Origin of the sequence: Hoeflea marina (assembly GCF_003182275.1) — a bacterium.
In the GTDB taxonomy this organism is placed as follows: Bacteria; Pseudomonadota; Alphaproteobacteria; order Rhizobiales; family Rhizobiaceae; genus Hoeflea; species Hoeflea marina.
The window spans coordinates 286,130-307,446 of record NZ_QGTR01000001.1; the positions used below are offsets into that span (position 1 = coordinate 286,130).

General features: G+C 61.9%; 16 protein-coding genes and 1 tRNA gene. 16 read left to right on the forward strand and 1 reads right to left on the reverse strand.

Features of this window, described 5'->3' with window-relative positions:
* The first annotated feature begins 5 nt into the window (after window positions 1–5).
* The 11 genes from tuf (DFR52_RS01330) (at window position 6) to DFR52_RS01385 (ending at window position 15,564) form a co-directional block, all read left to right on the forward strand.
* Window positions 6–1,181 (forward strand): elongation factor Tu, encoded by a 1,176-nt coding sequence (gene tuf / locus DFR52_RS01330; RefSeq protein ID WP_110030128.1) that lies wholly within the window; start codon window positions 6–8, stop codon window positions 1,179–1,181.
* A 902-nt stretch (window positions 1,182–2,083) separates the two neighbouring features.
* A tRNA-Trp gene (locus DFR52_RS01340) sits at window positions 2,084–2,159 on the forward strand.
* 193 nt (window positions 2,160–2,352) lie between these two features.
* A complete protein-coding gene (gene secE, locus DFR52_RS01345) occupies window positions 2,353–2,553 on the forward strand; it encodes a preprotein translocase subunit SecE (protein WP_110030129.1) in 201 nt (66 codons plus the stop codon).
* 15 nt (window positions 2,554–2,568) lie between these two features.
* On the forward strand, window positions 2,569–3,099 hold the full coding sequence (gene nusG / locus DFR52_RS01350; protein ID WP_110030130.1) for a transcription termination/antitermination protein NusG: 531 nt from the start codon (window positions 2,569–2,571) through the stop codon (window positions 3,097–3,099).
* 188 nt (window positions 3,100–3,287) lie between these two features.
* Complete coding sequence (gene rplK / locus DFR52_RS01355) at window positions 3,288–3,716, forward strand: 50S ribosomal protein L11 (protein WP_110030131.1); 429 nt, start codon at window positions 3,288–3,290, stop codon at window positions 3,714–3,716.
* A gap of 3 nt (window positions 3,717–3,719) precedes the next feature.
* Complete coding sequence (gene rplA / locus DFR52_RS01360) at window positions 3,720–4,418, forward strand: 50S ribosomal protein L1 (protein ID WP_110030132.1); 699 nt, start codon at window positions 3,720–3,722, stop codon at window positions 4,416–4,418.
* Between the two features lie 349 nt (window positions 4,419–4,767).
* A complete protein-coding gene (gene rplJ / locus DFR52_RS01365; RefSeq protein WP_110030133.1) occupies window positions 4,768–5,286 on the forward strand; it encodes a 50S ribosomal protein L10 in 519 nt (172 codons plus the stop codon).
* 57 nt (window positions 5,287–5,343) lie between these two features.
* Window positions 5,344–5,715 carry a 50S ribosomal protein L7/L12 gene (rplL, locus tag DFR52_RS01370; protein ID WP_110030134.1) on the forward strand — a complete coding sequence of 124 codons (372 nt, stop codon included), beginning with the start codon at window positions 5,344–5,346 and terminating at the stop codon, window positions 5,713–5,715.
* 259 nt (window positions 5,716–5,974) lie between these two features.
* Window positions 5,975–10,117, forward strand: coding sequence for a DNA-directed RNA polymerase subunit beta (gene rpoB, locus DFR52_RS01375; protein ID WP_110030135.1), 4,143 nt, complete (start codon window positions 5,975–5,977; stop codon window positions 10,115–10,117).
* A 168-nt stretch (window positions 10,118–10,285) separates the two neighbouring features.
* Entirely contained in the window at window positions 10,286–14,491 is a 4,206-nt protein-coding gene (gene rpoC, locus DFR52_RS01380) for a DNA-directed RNA polymerase subunit beta' (RefSeq protein WP_110030136.1), read from the forward strand.
* A gap of 95 nt (window positions 14,492–14,586) precedes the next feature.
* Complete coding sequence (locus tag DFR52_RS01385) at window positions 14,587–15,564, forward strand: glycerophosphodiester phosphodiesterase family protein (RefSeq protein ID WP_110031062.1); 978 nt, start codon at window positions 14,587–14,589, stop codon at window positions 15,562–15,564.
* A gap of 97 nt (window positions 15,565–15,661) precedes the next feature.
* Here the strand turns inward: DFR52_RS01385 and DFR52_RS01390 are convergent, their stop codons facing one another.
* On the reverse strand, window positions 15,662–16,006 hold the full coding sequence (locus DFR52_RS01390; RefSeq protein ID WP_245415153.1) for a transcriptional regulator: 345 nt from the start codon (window positions 16,004–16,006) through the stop codon (window positions 15,662–15,664).
* A 606-nt stretch (window positions 16,007–16,612) separates the two neighbouring features.
* Here DFR52_RS01390 and rpsL point away from each other — a divergent pair.
* From rpsL to rpsJ, 5 genes are all read left to right on the forward strand, one after another.
* Window positions 16,613–16,984, forward strand: a complete 372-nt coding sequence (gene rpsL / locus DFR52_RS01395) for a 30S ribosomal protein S12 (RefSeq protein ID WP_047030256.1) — start codon at window positions 16,613–16,615, stop codon at window positions 16,982–16,984.
* A 77-nt stretch (window positions 16,985–17,061) separates the two neighbouring features.
* Window positions 17,062–17,532, forward strand: coding sequence for a 30S ribosomal protein S7 (rpsG, locus tag DFR52_RS01400; RefSeq protein ID WP_110030137.1), 471 nt, complete (start codon window positions 17,062–17,064; stop codon window positions 17,530–17,532).
* 33 nt (window positions 17,533–17,565) lie between these two features.
* Window positions 17,566–19,656: an elongation factor G gene (fusA, locus tag DFR52_RS01405; protein WP_110030138.1), complete on the forward strand. Its 2,091-nt coding sequence runs from the start codon at window positions 17,566–17,568 to the stop codon at window positions 19,654–19,656.
* A gap of 101 nt (window positions 19,657–19,757) precedes the next feature.
* Window positions 19,758–20,933 (forward strand): elongation factor Tu, encoded by a 1,176-nt coding sequence (gene tuf / locus DFR52_RS01410; RefSeq protein ID WP_110030128.1) that lies wholly within the window; start codon window positions 19,758–19,760, stop codon window positions 20,931–20,933.
* 74 nt (window positions 20,934–21,007) lie between these two features.
* A complete protein-coding gene (rpsJ, locus tag DFR52_RS01415; protein WP_003547547.1) occupies window positions 21,008–21,316 on the forward strand; it encodes a 30S ribosomal protein S10 in 309 nt (102 codons plus the stop codon).
* Window position 21,317: the final 1 nt, after the last annotated feature.

Below are 21,317 nucleotides of genomic sequence, written 5' to 3' on the forward strand. Positions count from 1 at the left end.
CGAAGATGGCAAAGGGTAAATTCGAGCGGAACAAGCCGCATGTGAACATCGGCACGATCGGTCACGTCGACCACGGCAAGACGTCGCTGACGGCCGCGATCACCAAGTATTTCGGTGAATACAAGGCGTACGACCAGATCGACGCGGCGCCGGAAGAGAAGGCCCGCGGCATCACGATCTCGACGGCCCACGTGGAATACGAGACGGCGAACCGCCACTACGCCCACGTCGACTGCCCCGGCCACGCCGACTATGTGAAGAACATGATCACGGGTGCTGCGCAGATGGACGGCGGCATCCTGGTGGTGTCGGCTGCCGACGGCCCGATGCCGCAGACGCGCGAGCACATTCTGCTCGCCCGCCAGGTCGGCGTGCCGGCGCTGGTGGTGTTCCTCAACAAGGTCGACCAGGTCGACGACGAGGAACTGCTTGAGCTGGTCGAGATGGAAGTGCGCGAGCTGCTGTCGTCCTACGACTATCCGGGCGACGACATTCCGATCGTCAAGGGTTCGGCGCTTGCCGCTCTCAACGATTCCAACAAGGCGATCGGCGAAGACGCCATCCGCGCCCTGATGGCCGCCGTTGACGACTACATCCCGACGCCCGAGCGTCCGATCAACATGCCGTTCCTGATGCCGATCGAAGACGTGTTCTCGATCTCGGGCCGCGGCACGGTTGTGACCGGTCGCGTCGAGCGCGGCGTCGTCAAGGTTGGCGAGGAAGTCGAGATCGTCGGCATCCGTCCGACCACCAAGACGGTGTGCACGGGCGTTGAAATGTTCCGCAAGCTGCTCGACCAGGGTCAGGCGGGCGACAACATCGGCGCGCTCATCCGCGGCGTGCAGCGTGACGGCGTCGAGCGTGGCCAGATCCTGTGCAAGCCGGGTTCGGTCAAGCCGCACACGAAGTTCAAGGCGGAAGCCTACATTCTGACCAAGGAAGAGGGTGGCCGTCACACGCCGTTCTTCACCAACTACCGTCCGCAGTTCTACTTCCGCACCACCGACGTGACCGGAATCGTGACACTGCCGGAAGGCACGGAGATGGTCATGCCGGGCGACAACGTGACGGTTGACGTGTCGCTGATCGTGCCGATCGCCATGGAAGACAAGCTGCGCTTCGCCATCCGCGAAGGCGGTCGTACCGTCGGCGCCGGCATCGTCGCTTCGATCATCGAGTAATCGATGATCGTCTGCGGCTGCCGAAAGCTGCCGACGCACCAAGGTGGTGCAAATGGCGCGCAAGCGCGATTTGCACGCGGCGCCGGCATCGTCGCTTCGATCATCGAGTAATCGATGATCGGTGATCGGTGATCGGTAGTCACCGGCGGCATCCAGCCAAAAGAATACAAAACGCGCTTCGGCGCGTTTTGTCGTTCTTGGCGCCGGCTGACCGCTTCCGCGGAGCGGCGGATGTTCATCCGTCCCGGTGTTGACCTTGGGCGGGCGAAAGGGTGTGATCGGGCAGGGGGACACCAGATGCGCGCAATTGCGCCTGCCTTTGCCGCTCTTCTGCTCATCCTTGCCAATCCCACGGCGGGCGGGGCAGCCGGTTGTCCGGAGCGACCGTCCTGCCACGGATGCGGCTGCAAGGGCGGACCCGGTTACCGTCACATCGCCACGCAACGCTGCGTCGGCTTCCGCGAGCTTGCAAAAAAGTGCGGGACGCCGCCCGAGACCCGCTGCGTGTTCGAGAACGCGCCCAACACCGGGCTGAACAGGGAATGCGCGCTGGGATCGAACACGTCCCGGGTGCGTGGACCCGGCAGCGTTGGCCCAAAGCCAGCTCAGCCAGACTGAGCGACATTTACGATCAGAACCATTCCTACCTTTGGGTACAGGCAGTTGACGCGACAGACTGAACGACTCCAGTCCGCCGCCAGAGTGTGGCGAGCCAAAGACTACTCAACAACAAAGGGTTCTGGCCGGCAGGCGCCCCGGTGGTGCGATGCGCGCGGGCGGATTGAACCGGCCATTGAAGCCGGAGATATCGACGCATTGGAGAATGCGCTTCGAAAATGAGGGCTTCCGCCTTTCTTCGCTGGACATAGCAGATCGGGCGTAATAATAGACACGCCGCACCTAGGGGTATAGCTCAGTTGGTAGAGCGGCGGTCTCCAAAACCGCAGGTCGCAGGTTCGAGTCCTGCTGCCCCTGCCACCCCCATCGTGCTTTCGCGTCGCGGGTGGGAAGCAATTGACGGGCCACGCGTCAGCGATGATGGCCCGCATCGGGTTAAATGTGCTTTTCCCTATTGTGATTTGGGGAATCGGACTATATGTAGTCGAAATCAGACACGCGGCGCGTGGGGCTGGAAGTCCGGCCATACGCGCCGTACAAGCGTGGGCAGGCAATGGCATCCAAAAACAATCCAATTACGTTCTTGCAGCAGGTTCGCGCGGAGACCGCGAAGGTCGTGTGGCCGTCGCAGCGCGAGACCATGATTTCCACCGTCATGGTGCTGGTCATGGTATTTGTCGCCGCGATCTTCTTCTTTGCGGCAGACCAGCTCATGGGCTGGGGCATCTCGCTGATCCTGAATATTGGCGCCTAAGGGCGGGGAAATTTTATGACTGCACGTTGGTATATCGTCCACGCCTATTCGAACTTCGAAAAGAAGGTGGCTGAATCGATTGAAGAGAAGGCTCGCCAGACCGGCTTGAGCCATCTGTTCGAAAAGATTCTGGTGCCGACCGAGAAGGTCGTGGAAGTTCGCCGCGGTCGCAAGGTCGACGCCGAGCGCAAGTTCTTTCCGGGCTATGTCCTGGTGCGCGCCGAGCTGACCGACGAGGTGTTCCACCTCATCAAGAACACGCCCAAGGTGACGGGCTTCCTGGGAACCGAGAGCAAGCCCGTGCCGATTCCGGATTCGGAAGCCGAGCGCATCCTCATGCAGGTTCAGGAGGGCGTCGAGCGTCCCAAGCCCTCCATCTCGTTTGAGATCGGCGAGCAGGTGCGCGTCTCCGATGGTCCGTTCGCCTCCTTCAACGGCACCGTTCAGGAAGTCGACGAGGAGCGCTCGCGCCTCAAGGTCGAGGTCTCGATCTTCGGCCGCGCCACACCGGTCGAGCTCGAATACGCCCAGGTCGAGAAGGCCTGATTTTCAGATAGCCTGCCTGCGCTTGCTGCGCGGGCGGGTTTTATGCATGGCGGTCGTCCGTCGTGCATCGCGTGGGAGGCAGGCGGGTTAGCCGATCCGTCAAGCCGCACCACGCAACCGCAGCCGCCGGGCACGTCCCGGCATCGCAGTGACGGCAAGCCGTCACGCCAAAGAAAGGCAGAGAAGAAATGGCTAAAAAAGTTGCAGGCCAGCTCAAGCTGCAGGTAAAGGCCGGTTCGGCGAATCCTTCGCCACCCATCGGTCCGGCCCTCGGCCAGCGCGGCATTAACATCATGGAATTCTGCAAGGCGTTCAATGCCGCCACGCAGGAAATGGAAAAGGGCATGCCGATTCCGGTCGTCATCACCTATTACCAGGACAAGTCCTTCACCTTCGCGATGAAGAAGCCGCCGGTGAGCTACCTTCTGAAGACCGAAGCCAAGCTCAAGTCGGGCGCCAAGCTTCCGGGCAAGGAAAAGGCAGGCTCGATCACCCGTGATCAGGTCCGCTCGATCGCCGAGACCAAGATGAAGGATCTCAACGCAGCCGACATCGAAGGCGCGATGGCCATGGTCGAGGGCTCTGCCCGCTCCATGGGCCTGGAAGTGATTGGATAAGACATGGCCAAGATTGCAAAACGCATGCAGAAAGTGCGCGAAGGCGTGAGCCCCGTGCAGTATTACGCGCTTCCCGAGGCCATCGCGCTCATCAAGGCGCGTGCCATCGCCAAGTTCGACGAGACCATCGAAGTTGCGATGAATCTCGGCGTTGACCCGCGCCACGCCGACCAGATGGTCCGCGGCGTCGTCAACCTTCCGAACGGCACCGGCCGCACGGTTCGCGTGGCCGTCTTCGCCCGTGGCGACAAGGCCGACGAAGCCCGCGCTGCGGGAGCCGACATTGTCGGCGCCGAGGAACTGGTGGAGATTGTCCAGGGCGGCCAGATCGATTTCGATCGCTGCATCGCCACGCCGGACATGATGCCGCTCGTCGGCCGTCTCGGCAAGGTGCTCGGCCCGCGCGGCATGATGCCGAACCCGAAGGTCGGCACCGTGACCAACGACATCACCGGTGCGGTCAACGCCTCCAAGGGCGGTGCCGTCGAGTTCCGCGTCGAGAAGGCCGGCATCATCCATGCCGGCATCGGCAAGGCCTCGTTCGGTGACGAAGCCCTGATGGAAAACATCCGCGCCTTCGCCGATGCGGTCATCAAGGCCAAGCCGTCGGGCGCCAAGGGCAACTACGTCAAGCGCGTGGCGATTTCGTCGACCATGGGCCCTGGCGTCAAGATCGATCCGGCCACGCTCAGCGTCGCCTGATGCACTGAATTCGAAACCGGGCCCAACAGCCCGGTTTCAAACTGTTTCCGGCCTTCGGGCCGGAAATGTCCGGGGTAACCCGGGCACCCTGTCCGAGACTGCAGGTGGCTGGCTTTCATCGGCCCGCCTTAATTTGGTAACCTGCATGAGACGGGTGAGATCCGGATACGGGCGAAAGCCCAGAACGGTTCGAACCGCGCTTGCCTTGTGCCGCATCGGAGATTCTCTGGGACCGGCGCGAGGGGACAGGATCCTCAAGCGTCGCTTGTGGTTCCATCGACGGATCCCGAGCGGCAAAAGGCAAACCCGGCAGGTGTCGCTTGCGGCGCCTGTCAACTGGAGAAACGCAGTGGATAAAGCGGAAAAACGCGAATTCGTCGCGGAACTGAACGGAGCCTTCCAGGGCGCCGGCTCGGTTGTCGTGGCCCACTATGCTGGTCTCACGGTTGCGCAGATGAACGACCTCCGGTCGCGCATGCGTGTAGCTGGTGGCACCGTCAAGGTCGCGAAGAACCGCCTTGCCAAAATCGCTCTTCAGGGCACGGAGTCGGAAGGGGTCGCAGACCTCTTCAAGGGTCAGACGCTCATTGCATATTGCAGTGATCCGGTGACCGCTCCGAAAATTGCCGTCGAGTTCACCAAGGTCAGCGACAAGCTGATCATCCTTGGTGGCGCGATGGGGTCAACAACGCTCGACGCCGACGGGATCAAGGCCTTGGCCACGCTCCCATCGCTCGACGAGCTGCGCGCAAAGCTGCTTGGCATGATTGTCACGCCGGCAACGCGCATTGCCCAGATCGTCAACGCACCGGCGGGTTCCGTCGCGCGTGTCATCGGCGCATATGCCCGCAAGGACGAGGCTGCATAGGCAGACCTTCGCATAACAAGTCAAAACCGGTTCGAACCGAATACAAGGAATATGAATATGGCAAACCTCGCCAAGATCGTGGAAGAACTTTCCGCCCTGACCGTCATGGAAGCCGCCGAGCTGTCCAAGATGCTTGAAGAAACCTGGGGCGTGTCCGCCGCTGCACCGGTCGCTGCCGCTGCCGCTGCTGCCGCTCCGGCTGAAGCTGCCGAAGAAAAGACTGAATTTGATGTGATCCTGGCCGACATCGGCGCCAACAAGATCAACGTCATCAAGGAAGTCCGCGCCATCACCGGCCTCGGCCTCAAGGAAGCCAAGGATCTGGTGGAAGCCGCTCCGAAGGCCGTCAAGGAAGGCGTGTCGAAGGCTGAAGCCGCCGACATCAAGACCAAGCTGGAAGCTGCCGGCGCCAAGGTCGACGTCAAGTAAGACAGAACGGGCGTCTGGGGGAGGGCTTCGGCCTTCTCCCATTCGCTGTTTCGGATGAACGGATTACCCAAAAGCCCGGAAACGGCTTTTGGGTAATGGGTTCTTCAAAAGGATAGTCTCGAACCAGACCGCAAGGCACTCCGGCCGCGCCGCTCTGGGAAATGGGACGAGATTGAACGAACGCATTAATATGACGGAGTCGCTTGGCCAGCGGCGTCCGTCTGTTGCAGGCCCGGATGCATATTGACAAGGAGCGACGATGGCTCAGACCCTTTCCTTCAACGGTCGCAGGCGCGTACGCAAGTTCTACGGAAAAATCCCCGAAGTGGCGGAAATGCCGAACCTCATCGAGGTTCAGAAGGCATCTTATGACCAGTTCCTGATGGTGGACGAGCCCGCTGGCGGCCGTCTGGACGAAGGACTGCAGTCGGTCTTCAAATCGGTGTTCCCGATTTCCGACTTCTCAGGCAGCGCGATGCTCGAATTCGTGTCCTACGAATTCGAACCGCCGAAGTTCGACACCGAGGAATGCCGTCAGCGCGATCTGACCTATGCGGCGCCGCTCAAGGTGACGCTGCGTCTCATCGTGTTCGATATCGACGAGGATACCGGCGCCAAGTCCATCAAGGACATCAAGGAGCAGAACGTCTACATGGGCGACATGCCGCTCATGACCGACAACGGCACCTTCATCGTCAACGGCACCGAGCGCGTCATCGTCTCGCAGATGCACCGGTCGCCTGGCGTGTTCTTCGATCACGACAAGGGCAAGAGCCACTCGTCGGGCAAGCTGCTGTTTGCCGCCCGCGTCATCCCCTATCGCGGCTCCTGGCTTGACATCGAGTTCGATGCCAAGGACATCGTCCACGCCCGCATCGACCGTCGCCGCAAGATCCCGGCGTCGTCGCTGCTGATGGCGCTTGGCATGGACGCGGAGGAAATCCTCTCGACCTTCTACACTCACTCGATCTATTCGCGTGACGGCGAGGCCTGGCGCATTCCGTTCAACCCCGAGACGCTGAAGGGCACCAAGGCGCTCTCCGACCTCATCGACGCCGACACCGGTGAAGTGGCGGTCGAATCGGGCAAGAAGCTGACTCCGCGCCTGCTCAAGCAGCTGACCGAGAAGGGCCTCAAGTTCATCAAGGCCAATGACGAGGATCTCTACGGCACCTATCTGGCCGAGGACATCGTCAATCCCGAAACCGGCGAGGTCTTCCTCGAGGCCGGCGACGAGATCGACGAGAAGACGCTTCCCGTACTGGCCGAGGCCGGCATGACGGAAGTGCCGATTCTCGACATCGACCACATCAACATCGGCGCCTATATCCGCAACACCCTGGCGGTCGACAAGAATGAAAGCCGCCAGGACGCGCTGTTCGACATCTACCGCGTTATGCGTCCCGGCGAGCCGCCGACAATGGATTCGGCCGAGGCGATGTTCAAGTCGCTGTTCTTCGACAGCGAACGCTACGACCTTTCGGCCGTCGGCCGCGTCAAGATGAACATGCGTCTGGATCTCGACGCCGAGGACACCGTGCGCGTGCTGCGCAAGGAAGACATCATCTCGGTGGTCCGCACGCTGGTGGCGCTGCGCGACGGCAAGGGCGAAATCGACGACATCGACAATCTCGGCAACCGCCGGGTGCGTTCGGTCGGCGAACTCATGGAAAACCAGTACCGCCTGGGCCTGCTTCGCATGGAGCGCGCCATCAAGGAACGCATGTCGTCCATCGAGATCGACACCGTGATGCCGCAGGACCTGATCAACGCCAAGCCGGCGGCCGCCGCGGTGCGTGAATTCTTCGGCTCCTCGCAGCTGTCGCAGTTCATGGACCAGGTCAATCCGCTGTCGGAAATCACCCACAAGCGCCGCCTGTCGGCGCTTGGACCCGGTGGTCTGACGCGCGAACGCGCGGGCTTCGAAGTCCGCGACGTGCACCCGACCCACTACGGTCGCATCTGCCCGATCGAAACGCCGGAAGGCCCGAACATCGGTCTGATCAACTCGCTTGCCACCTTCGCCCGGGTCAACAAGTACGGATTCATCGAGAGCCCGTACCGGAAGATCAAGGACGGAAAGGTGACCAAGGAAGTGGTCTATCTCTCGGCCATGGAAGAGGCGAAGTTCTTCGTCGCCCAGGCCAATGCCGAACTGTCCGAAGACGGCTCTCTCGTCAACGACTTCATCGTCTCGCGCCATTCCGGCGACGTGATGATGACGCCGCGCGAGAACATCGATCTGATGGACGTGTCGCCCCGCCAGCTGGTCTCTGTCGCCGCCGCGCTCATTCCGTTCCTCGAGAACGATGACGCCAACCGCGCACTGATGGGCTCGAACATGCAGCGTCAGGCCGTGCCGCTGGTGCGCGCCGAAGCGCCGTTCGTGGGTACCGGCATGGAGCCGATCGTGGCGCGTGACTCGGGTGCTGCCATCGCTGCCCGCCGCAGCGGCGTGGTCGACCAGGTCGATGCGACGCGCGTCGTCATCCGGGCAACCGAGGACATGAACGCGTCCACGTCGGGCGTCGACATCTACCGGCTGCAGAAGTTCCAGCGCTCCAACCAGAACACCTGCATCAACCAGCGCCCGCTGGTCACTGTCGGTGACATCATCAACAAGGGCGACATCATCGCCGATGGTCCGTCGACCGAACTCGGCGATCTGGCTCTCGGCCGCAACGTGCTCGTCGCGTTCATGCCCTGGAACGGCTACAACTACGAGGATTCGATCCTGCTGTCGGAGCGCATCGTCTCCGACGACGTGTTCACCTCCATCCACATCGACGAGTTCGAGGTGATGGCGCGCGACACCAAGCTCGGACCGGAAGAAATCACCCGCGACATCCCGAACGTCTCCGAGGAAGCCCTGCGCAACCTCGACGAGGCCGGCATTGTCTATATCGGCGCCGAAGTGGCTCCGGGTGACATTCTCGTCGGCAAGATCACGCCGAAGGGCGAAAGCCCGATGACGCCGGAAGAGAAGCTTCTGCGCGCCATCTTCGGCGAGAAGGCGTCCGATGTCCGCGACACCTCCATGCGCATGCCGCCGGGAACCTACGGCACCATCGTCGAAGTTCGCGTGTTCAACCGCCACGGCGTCGAGAAGGACGAGCGCGCCATGGCCATCGAGCGCGAGGAAATCGAGCGTCTGGCCAAGGACCGCGACGACGAGCAGGCCATTCTCGACCGCAACGTCTACGGCCGTCTCGCCGACATGCTCGATGGCAAGGTCGCCATTGCCGGGCCGAAGAGCTTCAAGAAGGGCTCGGTCGTCCAGCAGGCCTCGATGTCGGACTATCCGCGTTCGCAGTGGTGGACCTTCGCAGTCGAGGACGAAGCGGCTCAGGGTGAAATCGAAGCCCTGCGCGGCCAGTACGACGACTCCAAGAAGCTGCTCGAAGCCCGCTTCATGGACAAGGTCGAAAAGGTCCAGCGTGGCGACGAACTGCCGCCGGGCGTGATGAAGATGGTCAAGGTCTTCGTCGCCGTGAAGCGGAAGCTCCAGCCGGGCGACAAGATGGCCGGCCGTCACGGCAACAAGGGCGTGGTTTCGCGCATCCTGCCTTGCGAGGACATGCCGTTCCTCGAAGACGGCACTCATGTCGATATCGTGCTCAATCCGTTGGGCGTGCCGTCGCGCATGAATGTCGGCCAGATCCTGGAAACCCATCTGGGTTGGGCCTGCGCCGGAATGGGCAAGAAGATCGGTGCCATGCTCGATGCCTACAAGGCTGACGGCAACATCGAGCCATTGCGCGCCACCATCGACAGCGTCATCGGGTCGGGACCCAAGGGCGAGCCGATCAAGCAGTATGACGACCCCTCGATCGTTCTGCTGGCCGAGCAGACCCGCCGCGGCGTTTCCATCGCCACGCCGGTGTTTGACGGCGCCGTGGAAGCCGACATCAACATCATGTTGGAACAGGCTGGTCTCAATGTCTCGGGTCAGTCGACGCTCTATGACGGACGTACCGGAGAGACCTTCGACCGTCCGGTGACCGTGGGCTACATCTACATGCTCAAGCTCAACCACCTGGTCGACGACAAGATCCATGCCCGCTCGATCGGACCTTACTCGCTCGTGACCCAGCAGCCGCTGGGTGGCAAGGCGCAGTTCGGTGGCCAGCGCTTCGGGGAAATGGAAGTCTGGGCGCTTGAGGCCTACGGCGCCGCCTACACGCTGCAGGAAATGCTGACCGTGAAGTCGGACGACGTGGCGGGCCGCACCAAGGTGTACGAGGCCATCGTGCGTGGCGACGACACCTTCGAGGCGGGCATTCCGGAGAGCTTCAACGTTCTCGTCAAGGAAATGCGCTCGCTCGGTCTCAACGTGGAGCTGGAATCGACCAAGCTCGACGATGCGATCGAACTCGACCGGCTGCCTGACGCCGCGGAATAAGCCACGAAGCGCGCGGGCCTTGGCCCGCGCGCCGCTTCCCTTTTCGCCCCTGCGGCGGTGAGGGCCCGTTCTCCGCGAAAGCGGCATTGAATTCGAGCAGTGGCCGTTGCCGGAGTCTGTCCGGCGCCGTTGCAAGCCAAGGGCCTAAAGCCCATGAAGGAGACAGGCATGAACCATGAGGTCATGAATCTTTTTAACAGCCAGGTTCCGGCTCAGACGTTCGATTCCATCCGGATTTCGATCGCGAGCCCGGAAAAGATTCTGTCCTGGTCGTTCGGCGAGATCAAGAAGCCCGAAACGATCAACTACCGGACTTTCAAGCCGGAGCGCGACGGTTTGTTCTGCGCCCGCATCTTTGGTCCCATCAAGGACTATGAATGCCTGTGCGGCAAGTACAAGCGCATGAAGTACAAAGGCGTCATCTGCGAAAAGTGCGGCGTGGAAGTCACGCTGAGCCGCGTTCGCCGCGAGCGCATGGGCCATATCGAGCTGGCAGCACCGGTCGCTCACATCTGGTTCCTGAAGTCGCTGCCGAGCCGCATCGGCACGCTTCTCGACATGACGCTCAAGGATATCGAGCGCGTCCTGTATTTCGAGAACTACATCGTCACCGAACCGGGCCTGACCTCGCTCAAGGAGCACTCGCTGCTCTCTGAGGAAGAGTACATGCTCGCCGTCGACGAATTCGGCGAGGATTCCTTCACCGCCATGATCGGCGCCGAAGCGATCTATGAGCTGCTGGCCTCGATGGAACTGGAGAAGATCGCGGGCGAACTGCGCACCGAGCTTGCCACGACCACGTCGGATCTCAAGCAGAAGAAGCTGATGAAGCGTCTCAAGATCGTTGAGAACTTCATGGCTTCGGGCAATCGTCCCGAGTGGATGATCATGAAGATCGTGCCGGTGATTCCGCCGGACCTGCGTCCGCTGGTGCCGCTCGACGGCGGCCGCTTCGCGACCTCGGATCTGAACGATCTCTACCGCCGCGTCATCAACCGCAACAACCGCCTCAAGCGCCTCATCGAACTGCGCGCTCCCGGCATCATCATCCGCAACGAGAAGCGGATGCTTCAGGAATCGGTGGATGCGCTGTTCGACAACGGCCGCCGCGGCCGCGTCATCACCGGCGCCAACAAGCGTCCGCTGAAGTCGCTCTCCGACATGCTCAAGGGCAAGCAGGGCCGTTTCCGGCAGAACCTGCTCGGCAAGCGCGTCGACTATTCCGGCCGTTCGGTCATCGTGACCGGTCCGGAACTGAAGCTGCATCAGTGCGGCCTGCCCAAGAAGATGGCGCTCGAGCTCTTCAAGCCCTTCATCTACGCCCGTCTCGACGCCAAGGGGTATTCCTCCACCGTCAAGCAGGCCAAGAAGCTGGTCGAGAAGGAAAAGCCGGAAGTCTGGGATATCCTCGACGAGGTCATCCGCGAGCACCCGGTGCTGCTAAACCGCGCCCCGACGCTCCACCGCCTGGGCATCCAGGCCTTCGAACCGATCCTGGTCGAAGGCAAGGCCATCCAGCTGCATCCGCTCGTCTGCACGGCCTTCAACGCCGACTTCGACGGTGACCAGATGGCGGTCCACGTGCCGCTTTCGCTGGAAGCCCAGCTCGAAGCCCGCGTTCTGATGATGTCGACGAACAACATCCTCCACCCCGCCAACGGCGCGCCGATCATCGTGCCGTCGCAGGACATGGTGCTGGGGCTGTACTATCTGTCGATCTCGGCCCAGAACGAGCCGGGCGAGGGCATGGTGTTTTCGGACATGGGCGAACTGCACCATGCGCTGGAGAACAAATTCGTCACCCTGCACACCCGCATCAAGGGACGCTTCAAGTCCGTCGATGCCGAGGGCAAGCCGGTTTCGAAGATCTTCGAAACCACGCCTGGCCGCATGATCATGGGCGAACTGCTGCCCAGGAACGTCAACATCCCGTTCGACATCTGCAACCAGGAAATGACCAAGAAGAACATCTCGCGCATGATCGATGCCGTCTACCGGCATTGCGGCCAGAAGGACACGGTCATCTTCTGTGACCGGATCATGCAGCTGGGCTTCAGCCACGCCTGCCGCGCCGGCATTTCGTTCGGCAAGGACGACATGGTCATTCCGGACACCAAAGCGAAGATCGTCGGCGATACCGACAGCCTGGTGAAGGAATACGAGCAGCAGTACAACGAAGGCCTGATCACCCAGGGCGAGAAGTACAACAAGGTCGTCGACGCCTGGGGCAAGGCCACCGAAAAGGTGGCCGACGAGATGATGGCGCGCATCAAGTCCGTGGAATTCCACGAAAACGGTCGCCAGAAGCAGATGAACTCGATCTACATGATGAGCCATTCCGGCGCACGAGGCTCGCCGAGCCAGATGCGTCAGCTGGGCGGCATGCGCGGCCTGATGGCCAAGCCGTCGGGTGAAATCATCGAGACGCCGATCATCTCGAACTTCAAGGAAGGCCTGACCGTGAACGAGTACTTCAACTCGACTCACGGCGCCCGCAAGGGTCTGGCCGACACCGCGCTGAAGACCGCGAACTCGGGCTATCTCACCCGCCGTCTGGTGGACGTGGCCCAGGATTGCATCGTCACCCAGGTGGATTGCGGCACGACCGAAGGCCTGACCATGACGGCCATCGTCGACGCCGGCCAGGTCGTGGCCCCGATCGGGCAGCGCATCCTCGGACGGACGGCTCTCGACGACATCAACCACCCGGTGACGGACGTGACGATCGTCAAGGCCGGCACCATGGTCGATGAGGCCCAGGTTCTCGAAGTCGAGGCCGCGGGCATCCAGTCGGTGCGCATCCGCTCGCCGCTGACCTGCGAAATCCAGACCGGCATCTGCGCGGCCTGCTACGGTCGTGACTTGGCGCGCGGCACGACGGTCAACCAGGGCGAGGCGGTGGGTGTCATCGCTGCCCAGTCGATCGGCGAGCCTGGTACCCAGCTCACCATGCGCACGTTCCACCTTGGTGGTGCGGCAACCGTGGTCGACCAATCGTTCCTGGAAGCGTCCTACGAAGGCACGGTCCGGATCAAGAACCGCAACATGCTGCGCAACTCCGATGGCAACCTGGTTGCCATGGGCCGCAACATGGCCATCCAGCTTCTCGACGAGAAGGGCACCGAGCGCTCTTCCCAGCGCGTCGCTTACGGTTCGAAGATCTTCGTCGATGACGGCGATGTCGTGAAGCGCGGCCAGCGTCTGGCCGAGTGGGATCCGTACACACGCCCGATGATGACGGAAATCGAAGGTACGGTCGAGTTCGAGGACGTCGTCGACGGCATCTCGGTCATCGAAAATACCGACGAGGCAACCGGCATCACCAAGCGTCAGGTCATCGACTGGCGTTCGACGCCGCGCGGTATCGATCTGCGTCCGTCGGTCATCATCAAGGACAAGAATGGCGAAATCGCCCGTCTTCCCCGTGGTGGCGAAGCCCGCTTCCAGCTGTCGGTCGACGCCATTCTGTCGGTCATGCCGGGTGGCAAGGTCAGCCAGGGTGATGTGCTCGCCCGCGTGCCGCTTGAAAGCGCCAAGACCAAGGACATCACCGGCGGTCTGCCGCGGGTGGCGGAATTGTTCGAGGCCCGTCGTCCGAAGGACCACGCCATCATCGCAGAGATCGATGGTACCGTTCGCTTTGGCCGCGACTACAAGAACAAGCGTCGCATCCAGATCGAGCCTGCGGAAGATGGTGTCGAACCCGTCGAGTACCTGATCCCGAAGGGCAAGCCGTTCCATCTTCAGGACGGCGACTACATCGAGAAGGGTGACTACATCCTCGACGGCAACCCGGCGCCGCACGACATTCTGGCCATCAAGGGCGTGGAGGCACTTGCGTCCTACCTCGTCAACGAGATCCAGGAAGTCTACCGTCTGCAGGGCGTGTTGATCAACGACAAGCACATCGAGGTGATCGTTCGCCAGATGCTGCAGAAGGTCGAAATCACCGACGCCGGTGACTCGGTCTATATCGTTGGCGACAATGTCGACCGCATTGAACTCGAGCGGGCCAACGAGCGCCTGATCGAGGAAGGCCGCAAGCCTGGTCTCGGCGTGCCGGTTCTTCTCGGCATCACCAAGGCCTCGCTGCAGACACCGTCGTTCTTCTCGGCGGCGTCGTTCCAGGAGACCACCAAGGTGCTTACCGAAGCGGCCGTTGCCGGCAAGGTCGACACGCTGCAGGGCCTCAAGGAAAACGTCATCGTCGGTCGTCTGGTGCCGGTCGGCACCGGCTCGACGATGAGCCAGATCCGTCGCATCGCCACCTCGCGTGACGACATGATCCTCGACGAGCGTCGCAAGACCACCGGTGCGGAAACCGCGCTGCCGATGCTCGAAGACATGGCGGAAGACGCCCAGCCGGCCGAATAAGCCGCTTCGCACACGAAACTTGAAAAGGCCGCTTTCCCCAAAGCGGCCTTTTTTGTTTGCCAGAACCCGGTCCCGACTGGAGAAGGGAGATGTGCATGCGCAAGCGCAGTAAACTGCTGATCGGTCTGGCACTTGTCGCAGCGGCGGTCTGGGCCAACAACACCAGTCTTCTCGCTCCGTCCATCGATGGAGAGACAAGGTTGCTGGCCCACCGGGGCGTTCATCAGGACTTCGACCGCACCGGCCTGACCAACGAGACCTGTACTGCGGAAAGGATCCTGCCTCCCGTCGCTCCGGAGATCGAGAACACCATCGCCTCCATGAGGGCAGCCTTCGAGATGGGAGCCGGGGTGGTCGAGCTCGATGTCCATCCCACTACCGACGGGGGCTTCGCGGTCTTTCATGACTGGACGCTCGACTGCCGCACCAACGGTTCAGGCAAGACGCGCGACCATGACATGGCGTATCTAACGTCACTCGATATCGGATATGGCTACACCTTCGACGGAGGGCGGACCTTTCCGCTGCGCGGCAAGGGTGTGGGCCTCATGCCGACGCTTGCCGAGGTCATGCGGGAGTTCCCGGACGGCCGCTTTCTGGTCAACTTCAAGTCTCGTGACGAGGAGGAGGGCAGGCGGTTCGCCGAGCTGATGGAGGCCAACCCGTCTTGGCGACCGGCGATCTGGGGTGTGTATGGCGGCGAGGAGCCCACCGCCGTCGCGGTCGAATTGATGCCGGACATGATCGGGGTAACGCCGAAGAGCGCGAAATCATGCCTTGCCGGCTATCTCGCGCTCGGATGGAGCGGGTATGTTCCGGCGGCGTGCCGGCGGGCGATCGTGCTGGTCCCCATCGACGTCGCGCCGTGGCTCTGGGGTTGGCCTGACCGATTCACGGCGCGCATGCATCGGGCGGGATCCGAGGTAGTGCTGCGCGGCCCGATTGCGGGCGAGGCCGCCGGCGACGGCATCGACACGCAGCAGCTGGCCGCGCGGGTGCCGCCGGGCTTTGCCGGCCTGGTCTGGACCAACAACATCGCGGCAGTCAGGCCGACGCTCGACGCCATGCGCTGACCCGACCGCCCGATAGGCCAGGGCGGCCTTCGCGCCGGCAGGAGATCCGCACCCGATCCAGCCTGCGCGCCGCCGCGCCGGAAGTCCCGGCGCGCAGTCAGTCGTGGGCGATAATGGCGACTTCGCCGTCGAGCACGCCCTGATACGCCGATGCATGCGGCTCGTCGGCAGGCACGCCGTCGAGCACGCCGATCTGGTCGAGCTCGGCCTCCGCGTAGCCTTCGCGGCTGAGCGCGTTGAGCGTCTCGCGCACGGCGTAGTCGTCGTCGGGCGCTCTGAGCATGACATGCACCTCCGACTTCTTGCCGCCGCGCCGCCTGGTCACGCGGCCGATGATGATGAACACGGTGGCGGCGGGATCGCCTTCATCGCCAGGCTCCCTCGTATCCCCGGGCGCAATGTCGAACGGTTCGTCGTTTGGATTGTCGTTGTCGGCGTTCATGGCAGATGTCCTGAAGGTGATGGCCGGCTGCACGGCTGCGGATGTGGACCGGGCGGGGGCGCCGGGGAATCGCCTTCAAGAATCGGGGAGGTTCCGGCTGAACGCAACCCGGCTTGTCCGACTCACCACCGAATTCGGGCGCTTGTGCGAGTCGGTGCCGAATCGGTATGGTTGCATTGGCGCGGTTTTGGCTGCATGACGGCGACCGGGGAGGGCGGTCTCGTCGCTTTGCCCTCTCCCGGTGCGGAAATAGCCGGCCGCTCTCCGCCATTGAGCCGGACTGGCAGGCCAAAGCCGGCGTTTCCGGCCTGCAGTGGCGATTATTTCGCCCGCACCCTTGACGGAACCCCGCGAACTCAGTAGTTAGCAGCCACCGAGACCGATGTGAGACGCATTTCTTCGGAACGACACGTTCTGAAATTTGTCTCAAACAAGTTCTCTGACTGCACTGGGAATGACAAATGCTGCACGCATGACACCGCATAGGTGTCCTCTGCTTTTCATGGGCCATCCGCTAGAAACGGACACGGCCCTTGTTTTGCGCATGAAATTCCCATGCATCGATGCCCGAGAGGGCAAGGACATGAATTTTAAAGGGATGGTTACATGCCAACTGTAAACCAGCTGATCCGCAAGCCCCGCCAGGCTCCGGTCAAGCGAAACAAGGTTCCGGCGCTGGAGCAGAACCCGCAGAAGCGCGGCGTTTGCACACGCGTCTACACAACGACCCCGAAGAAGCCCAACTCGGCGCTTCGTAAGGTTGCCAAGATCCGTCTGACCAATGGCTTCGAAGTCATCGGTTACATTCCCGGTGAAGGCCACAACCTGCAGGAACACTCTGTTGTGATGATCCGCGGCGGCCGCGTGAAGGATTTGCCCGGCGTGCGTTATCACGTCATCCGCGGCGTTCTCGACACCCAGGGCGTCAAGAACCGCAAGCAGCGCCGTTCGAAGTATGGTGCCAAGCGTCCGAAGTAATTCGGTTTCGTGTTTTTCGGCGCTGCGCGAGGTTCTCCGCGTGATAAGGCGCTTTTTGAAAGTTGAGAGACAAGCATATGTCAAGACGTCACAGTGCAGAAAAGCGCGAGATCAACCCGGACCCCAAGTTCGGTGACCTCATCGTCAGCAAGTTCATGAACGCGATCATGATGCACGGCAAGAAGTCAGTTGCCGAGCAGATCGTTTACGGTGCGCTCGACCAGGTGCAGACCCGCTCCAAGCAGGAGCCTGTCGGCATGTTCCACCAGGCGCTCGACAATGTCGCTCCGCATGTGGAAGTCCGGTCGCGTCGCGTCGGCGGCGCCACCTACCAGGTGCCGGTGGACGTCCGTCCCGAGCGCCGTCAGGCGTTGGCAATCCGCTGGCTGATCGCCGCTGCGCGCAAGCGCAACGAAACCACCATGATTGAGCGCCTGTCGGGCGAGCTCATGGATGCCGCCAACGGTCGCGGAAGCGCGGTCAAGAAGCGGGAAGACACCCACAAGATGGCCGACGCCAACCGCGCGTTCTCGCATTACCGCTGGTAGTCCACGAACACCGATATCTAAAAGGCAAGTACAATGGCCCGCGAATACGCAATCGAAGACTATCGCAATTTCGGCATCATGGCCCACATCGATGCCGGCAAGACGACGACGACCGAGCGGGTGCTCTATTACACCGGCAAGTCGCACAAGATCGGTGAAGTTCATGATGGCGCCGCCACCATGGACTGGATGGAGCAGGAGCAGGAGCGCGGGATCACGATCACGTCCGCTGCCACCACCACCTACTGGAAGGGCCGCACGGGCAAGATGTGCCGGTTCAACATCATCGACACCCCCGGCCACGTCGACTTCACGATTGAAGTCGAGCGTTCGCTGCGCGTGCTCGATGGCGCCATCGCGCTGCTCGATGCCAATGCCGGCGTTGAGCCGCAGACGGAGACCGTCTGGCGCCAGGCCGACAAGTACAATGTCCCGCGGATGATCTTCTGCAACAAGATGGACAAGACCGGTGCGGATTTCTACCGTTCGGTTTCGATGATCAAGTCGCGTCTTGGTGCGATCCCGGTGGTCATGCAGCTGCCGATCGGCGCTGAGACCGAATTTGTCGGCGTTGTCGACCTGATCGAGATGAACGCTCTGGTCTGGCGCGATGAATCGCTGGGCGCCCAGTGGGACGTCGTCGAGATCCCTGACGATCTCAAGGAAAAGGCCGCCGAATACCGCGAGCTGCTCATCGAGACCGCCGTGGAAGCCGACGAAGCCGCCATGGAACGCTACCTCGAAGGCGTGATGCCGGACAATGACGAGATCCGCTCGCTGGTCCGCAAGGGCACCATCGCGGTGCAGTTCTTCCCGATGTTCTGCGGTTCGGCCTTCAAGAACAAGGGCGTCCAGCCGTTGCTCGACGCCGTTGTCGAGTATCTGCCGAGCCCGGCCGACGTTCCCGCCATTGAAGGCATCGACGTCAAGACCGAGGAAGTCATCTATCGCCATGCCGACGACAGCGAACCGTTGTCCATGCTGGCCTTCAAGATCATGAACGATCCCTTCGTGGGTTCGCTCACCTTCGCCCGTATCTACTCCGGCAAGCTCGAAAAGGGCACGACGCTGCAGAACACGGTCAAGGAAAAGCGCGAGCGCATCGGCCGCATGCTGCAGATGCATTCCAACTCCCGCGAAGACATCGAGGAAGCCTTTGCCGGCGACATCGTTGCACTGGCCGGCCTCAAGGACACCACCACCGGCGACACGCTCTGCGATCCGCTGAAGCAGGTGATCCTCGAGCGGATGGAATTCCCCGAGCCGGTCATCCAGATCGCCATCGAGCCGAAGACCAAGGGCGACCAGGAAAAGATGGGCCTCGCGCTCAACCGCCTGGCAGCCGAGGATCCGTCCTTCCGCGTCAAGACCGACGAGGAATCCGGCCAGACGATCATCGCCGGCATGGGTGAACTTCACCTCGACATTCTCGTCGACCGCATGCGTCGCGAGTTCAAGGTCGAGGCCAATGTCGGCGCGCCGCAGGTTGCCTACCGCGAGTCGATCACCAAGTCCTACGAGGCCGATTACACCCACAAGAAGCAGTCGGGTGGTTCGGGTCAGTTCGCACGCGTCAAGATCCGGTTCGAGCCGAATGCAGAGACCGAGGATTTCGTGTTCGAATCCAAGGTTGTGGGTGGTTCGGTTCCGAAGGAATACGTGCCAGGCGTCCAGAAGGGCATCGCTTCGGTGATGTCGTCGGGCCCGCTTGCCGGCTTCCCGATGCTGGGCGTCAAGGCCACGCTGATCGATGGTGCCTACCATGATGTGGACTCGAGCGTTCTGGCCTTCGAAATCGCCGGCCGGGCCTGCTTCCGCGAAAACTCGAAGTTCATGGGCGCTCAGCTGCTTGAGCCGATCATGAAGGTGGAAGTCGTGACGCCGGAAGATTACGTCGGTGACGTGATCGGCGACCTGAACTCCCGCCGTGGCCAGATCCAGGGCCAGGAAATGCGCGGCATCGCCGTGGTCATCGACGCTCATGTGCCGCTGGCCAACATGTTCAAGTATGTCGATACGCTGCGTTCGATGTCCCAGGGCCGCGCCCAGTATTCGATGACCTTCGATCATTATGCGCCGGTGCCCAGCAACGTCGCACTGGAAATCCAGGCCAAGTACGCCTGATCCCCCCGGGGCCATTCCGATCCCGCGGCGACGCGGCGGGAATGGCCTTGGAACGAACCTAGATTTGCCCGCACGGGCTGAATGAGAATGGAGAGCCGAAGATGGCAAAGGGTAAATTCGAGCGGAACAAGCCGCATGTGAACATCGGCACGATCGGTCACGTCGACCACGGCAAGACGTCGCTGACGGCCGCGATCACCAAGTATTTCGGTGAATACAAGGCGTACGACCAGATCGACGCGGCGCCGGAAGAGAAGGCCCGCGGCATCACGATCTCGACGGCCCACGTGGAATACGAGACGGCGAACCGCCACTACGCCCACGTCGACTGCCCCGGCCACGCCGACTATGTGAAGAACATGATCACGGGTGCTGCGCAGATGGACGGCGGCATCCTGGTGGTGTCGGCTGCCGACGGCCCGATGCCGCAGACGCGCGAGCACATTCTGCTCGCCCGCCAGGTCGGCGTGCCGGCGCTGGTGGTGTTCCTCAACAAGGTCGACCAGGTCGACGACGAGGAACTGCTTGAGCTGGTCGAGATGGAAGTGCGCGAGCTGCTGTCGTCCTACGACTATCCGGGCGACGACATTCCGATCGTCAAGGGTTCGGCGCTTGCCGCTCTCAACGATTCCAACAAGGCGATCGGCGAAGACGCCATCCGCGCCCTGATGGCCGCCGTTGACGACTACATCCCGACGCCCGAGCGTCCGATCAACATGCCGTTCCTGATGCCGATCGAAGACGTGTTCTCGATCTCGGGCCGCGGCACGGTTGTGACCGGTCGCGTCGAGCGCGGCGTCGTCAAGGTTGGCGAGGAAGTCGAGATCGTCGGCATCCGTCCGACCACCAAGACGGTGTGCACGGGCGTTGAAATGTTCCGCAAGCTGCTCGACCAGGGTCAGGCGGGCGACAACATCGGCGCGCTCATCCGCGGCGTGCAGCGTGACGGCGTCGAGCGTGGCCAGATCCTGTGCAAGCCGGGTTCGGTCAAGCCGCACACGAAGTTCAAGGCGGAAGCCTACATTCTGACCAAGGAAGAGGGTGGCCGTCACACGCCGTTCTTCACCAACTACCGTCCGCAGTTCTACTTCCGCACCACCGACGTGACCGGAATCGTGACACTGCCGGAAGGCACGGAGATGGTCATGCCGGGCGACAACGTGACGGTTGACGTGTCGCTGATCGTGCCGATCGCCATGGAAGACAAGCTGCGCTTCGCCATCCGCGAAGGCGGTCGTACCGTCGGCGCCGGCATCGTCGCTTCGATCATCGAGTAACAAACTGTGGTAAAGGTGCGCGTTTCCCGGTCTACGGGGCGCGCGCCCTTCACACACAAGCAAGGACAATTCGAATGAACGGCCAGAACATCCGCATCCGCCTGAAAGCGTTTGATCACCGGATTCTCGACGCCTCGACGCGGGAAATCGTATCGACCGCCAAGCGGACCGGTGCAAGCGTGCGTGGTCCGGTACCGCTGCCGACCCGGATCGAGAAATTCACGGTCAACCGGTCGCCGCATATCGACAAGAAGAGCCGCGAGCAGTTCGAGATGCGCACCCATAAGCGTCTTCTCGATATTGTCGATCCGACACCCCAGACGGTTGACGCGCTTATGAAGCTCGACCTGGCTGCAGGCGTCGATGTGGAAATCAAGCTTTAAG

Excerpts from the sequence above, each read along its gene's own strand:
- tuf (WP_110030128.1), top strand. The coding sequence starts at position 6 with ATGGCAAAGGGTAAATTCGAGCGGAACAAGCCGCATGTGAACATCGGC.
- secE (WP_110030129.1), top strand. The coding sequence starts at position 2,353 with ATGGCATCCAAAAACAATCCAATTACGTTCTTGCAGCAGGTTCGCGCG.
- nusG (WP_110030130.1), top strand. The coding sequence starts at position 2,569 with ATGACTGCACGTTGGTATATCGTCCACGCCTATTCGAACTTCGAAAAG.
- rplK (WP_110030131.1), top strand. The coding sequence starts at position 3,288 with ATGGCTAAAAAAGTTGCAGGCCAGCTCAAGCTGCAGGTAAAGGCCGGT.
- rplA (WP_110030132.1), top strand. The coding sequence starts at position 3,720 with ATGGCCAAGATTGCAAAACGCATGCAGAAAGTGCGCGAAGGCGTGAGC.
- rplL (WP_110030134.1), top strand. The coding sequence starts at position 5,344 with ATGGCAAACCTCGCCAAGATCGTGGAAGAACTTTCCGCCCTGACCGTC.
- rpoB (WP_110030135.1), top strand. The coding sequence starts at position 5,975 with ATGGCTCAGACCCTTTCCTTCAACGGTCGCAGGCGCGTACGCAAGTTC.
- rpoC (WP_110030136.1), top strand. The coding sequence starts at position 10,286 with ATGAACCATGAGGTCATGAATCTTTTTAACAGCCAGGTTCCGGCTCAG.
- DFR52_RS01385 (WP_110031062.1), top strand. The coding sequence starts at position 14,587 with ATGCGCAAGCGCAGTAAACTGCTGATCGGTCTGGCACTTGTCGCAGCG.
- DFR52_RS01390 (WP_245415153.1), bottom strand. The coding sequence starts at position 16,006 with ATGAACGCCGACAACGACAATCCAAACGACGAACCGTTCGACATTGCG.
- rpsL (WP_047030256.1), top strand. The coding sequence starts at position 16,613 with ATGCCAACTGTAAACCAGCTGATCCGCAAGCCCCGCCAGGCTCCGGTC.
- rpsG (WP_110030137.1), top strand. The coding sequence starts at position 17,062 with ATGTCAAGACGTCACAGTGCAGAAAAGCGCGAGATCAACCCGGACCCC.
- fusA (WP_110030138.1), top strand. The coding sequence starts at position 17,566 with ATGGCCCGCGAATACGCAATCGAAGACTATCGCAATTTCGGCATCATG.
- tuf (WP_110030128.1), top strand. The coding sequence starts at position 19,758 with ATGGCAAAGGGTAAATTCGAGCGGAACAAGCCGCATGTGAACATCGGC.
- rpsJ (WP_003547547.1), top strand. The coding sequence starts at position 21,008 with ATGAACGGCCAGAACATCCGCATCCGCCTGAAAGCGTTTGATCACCGG.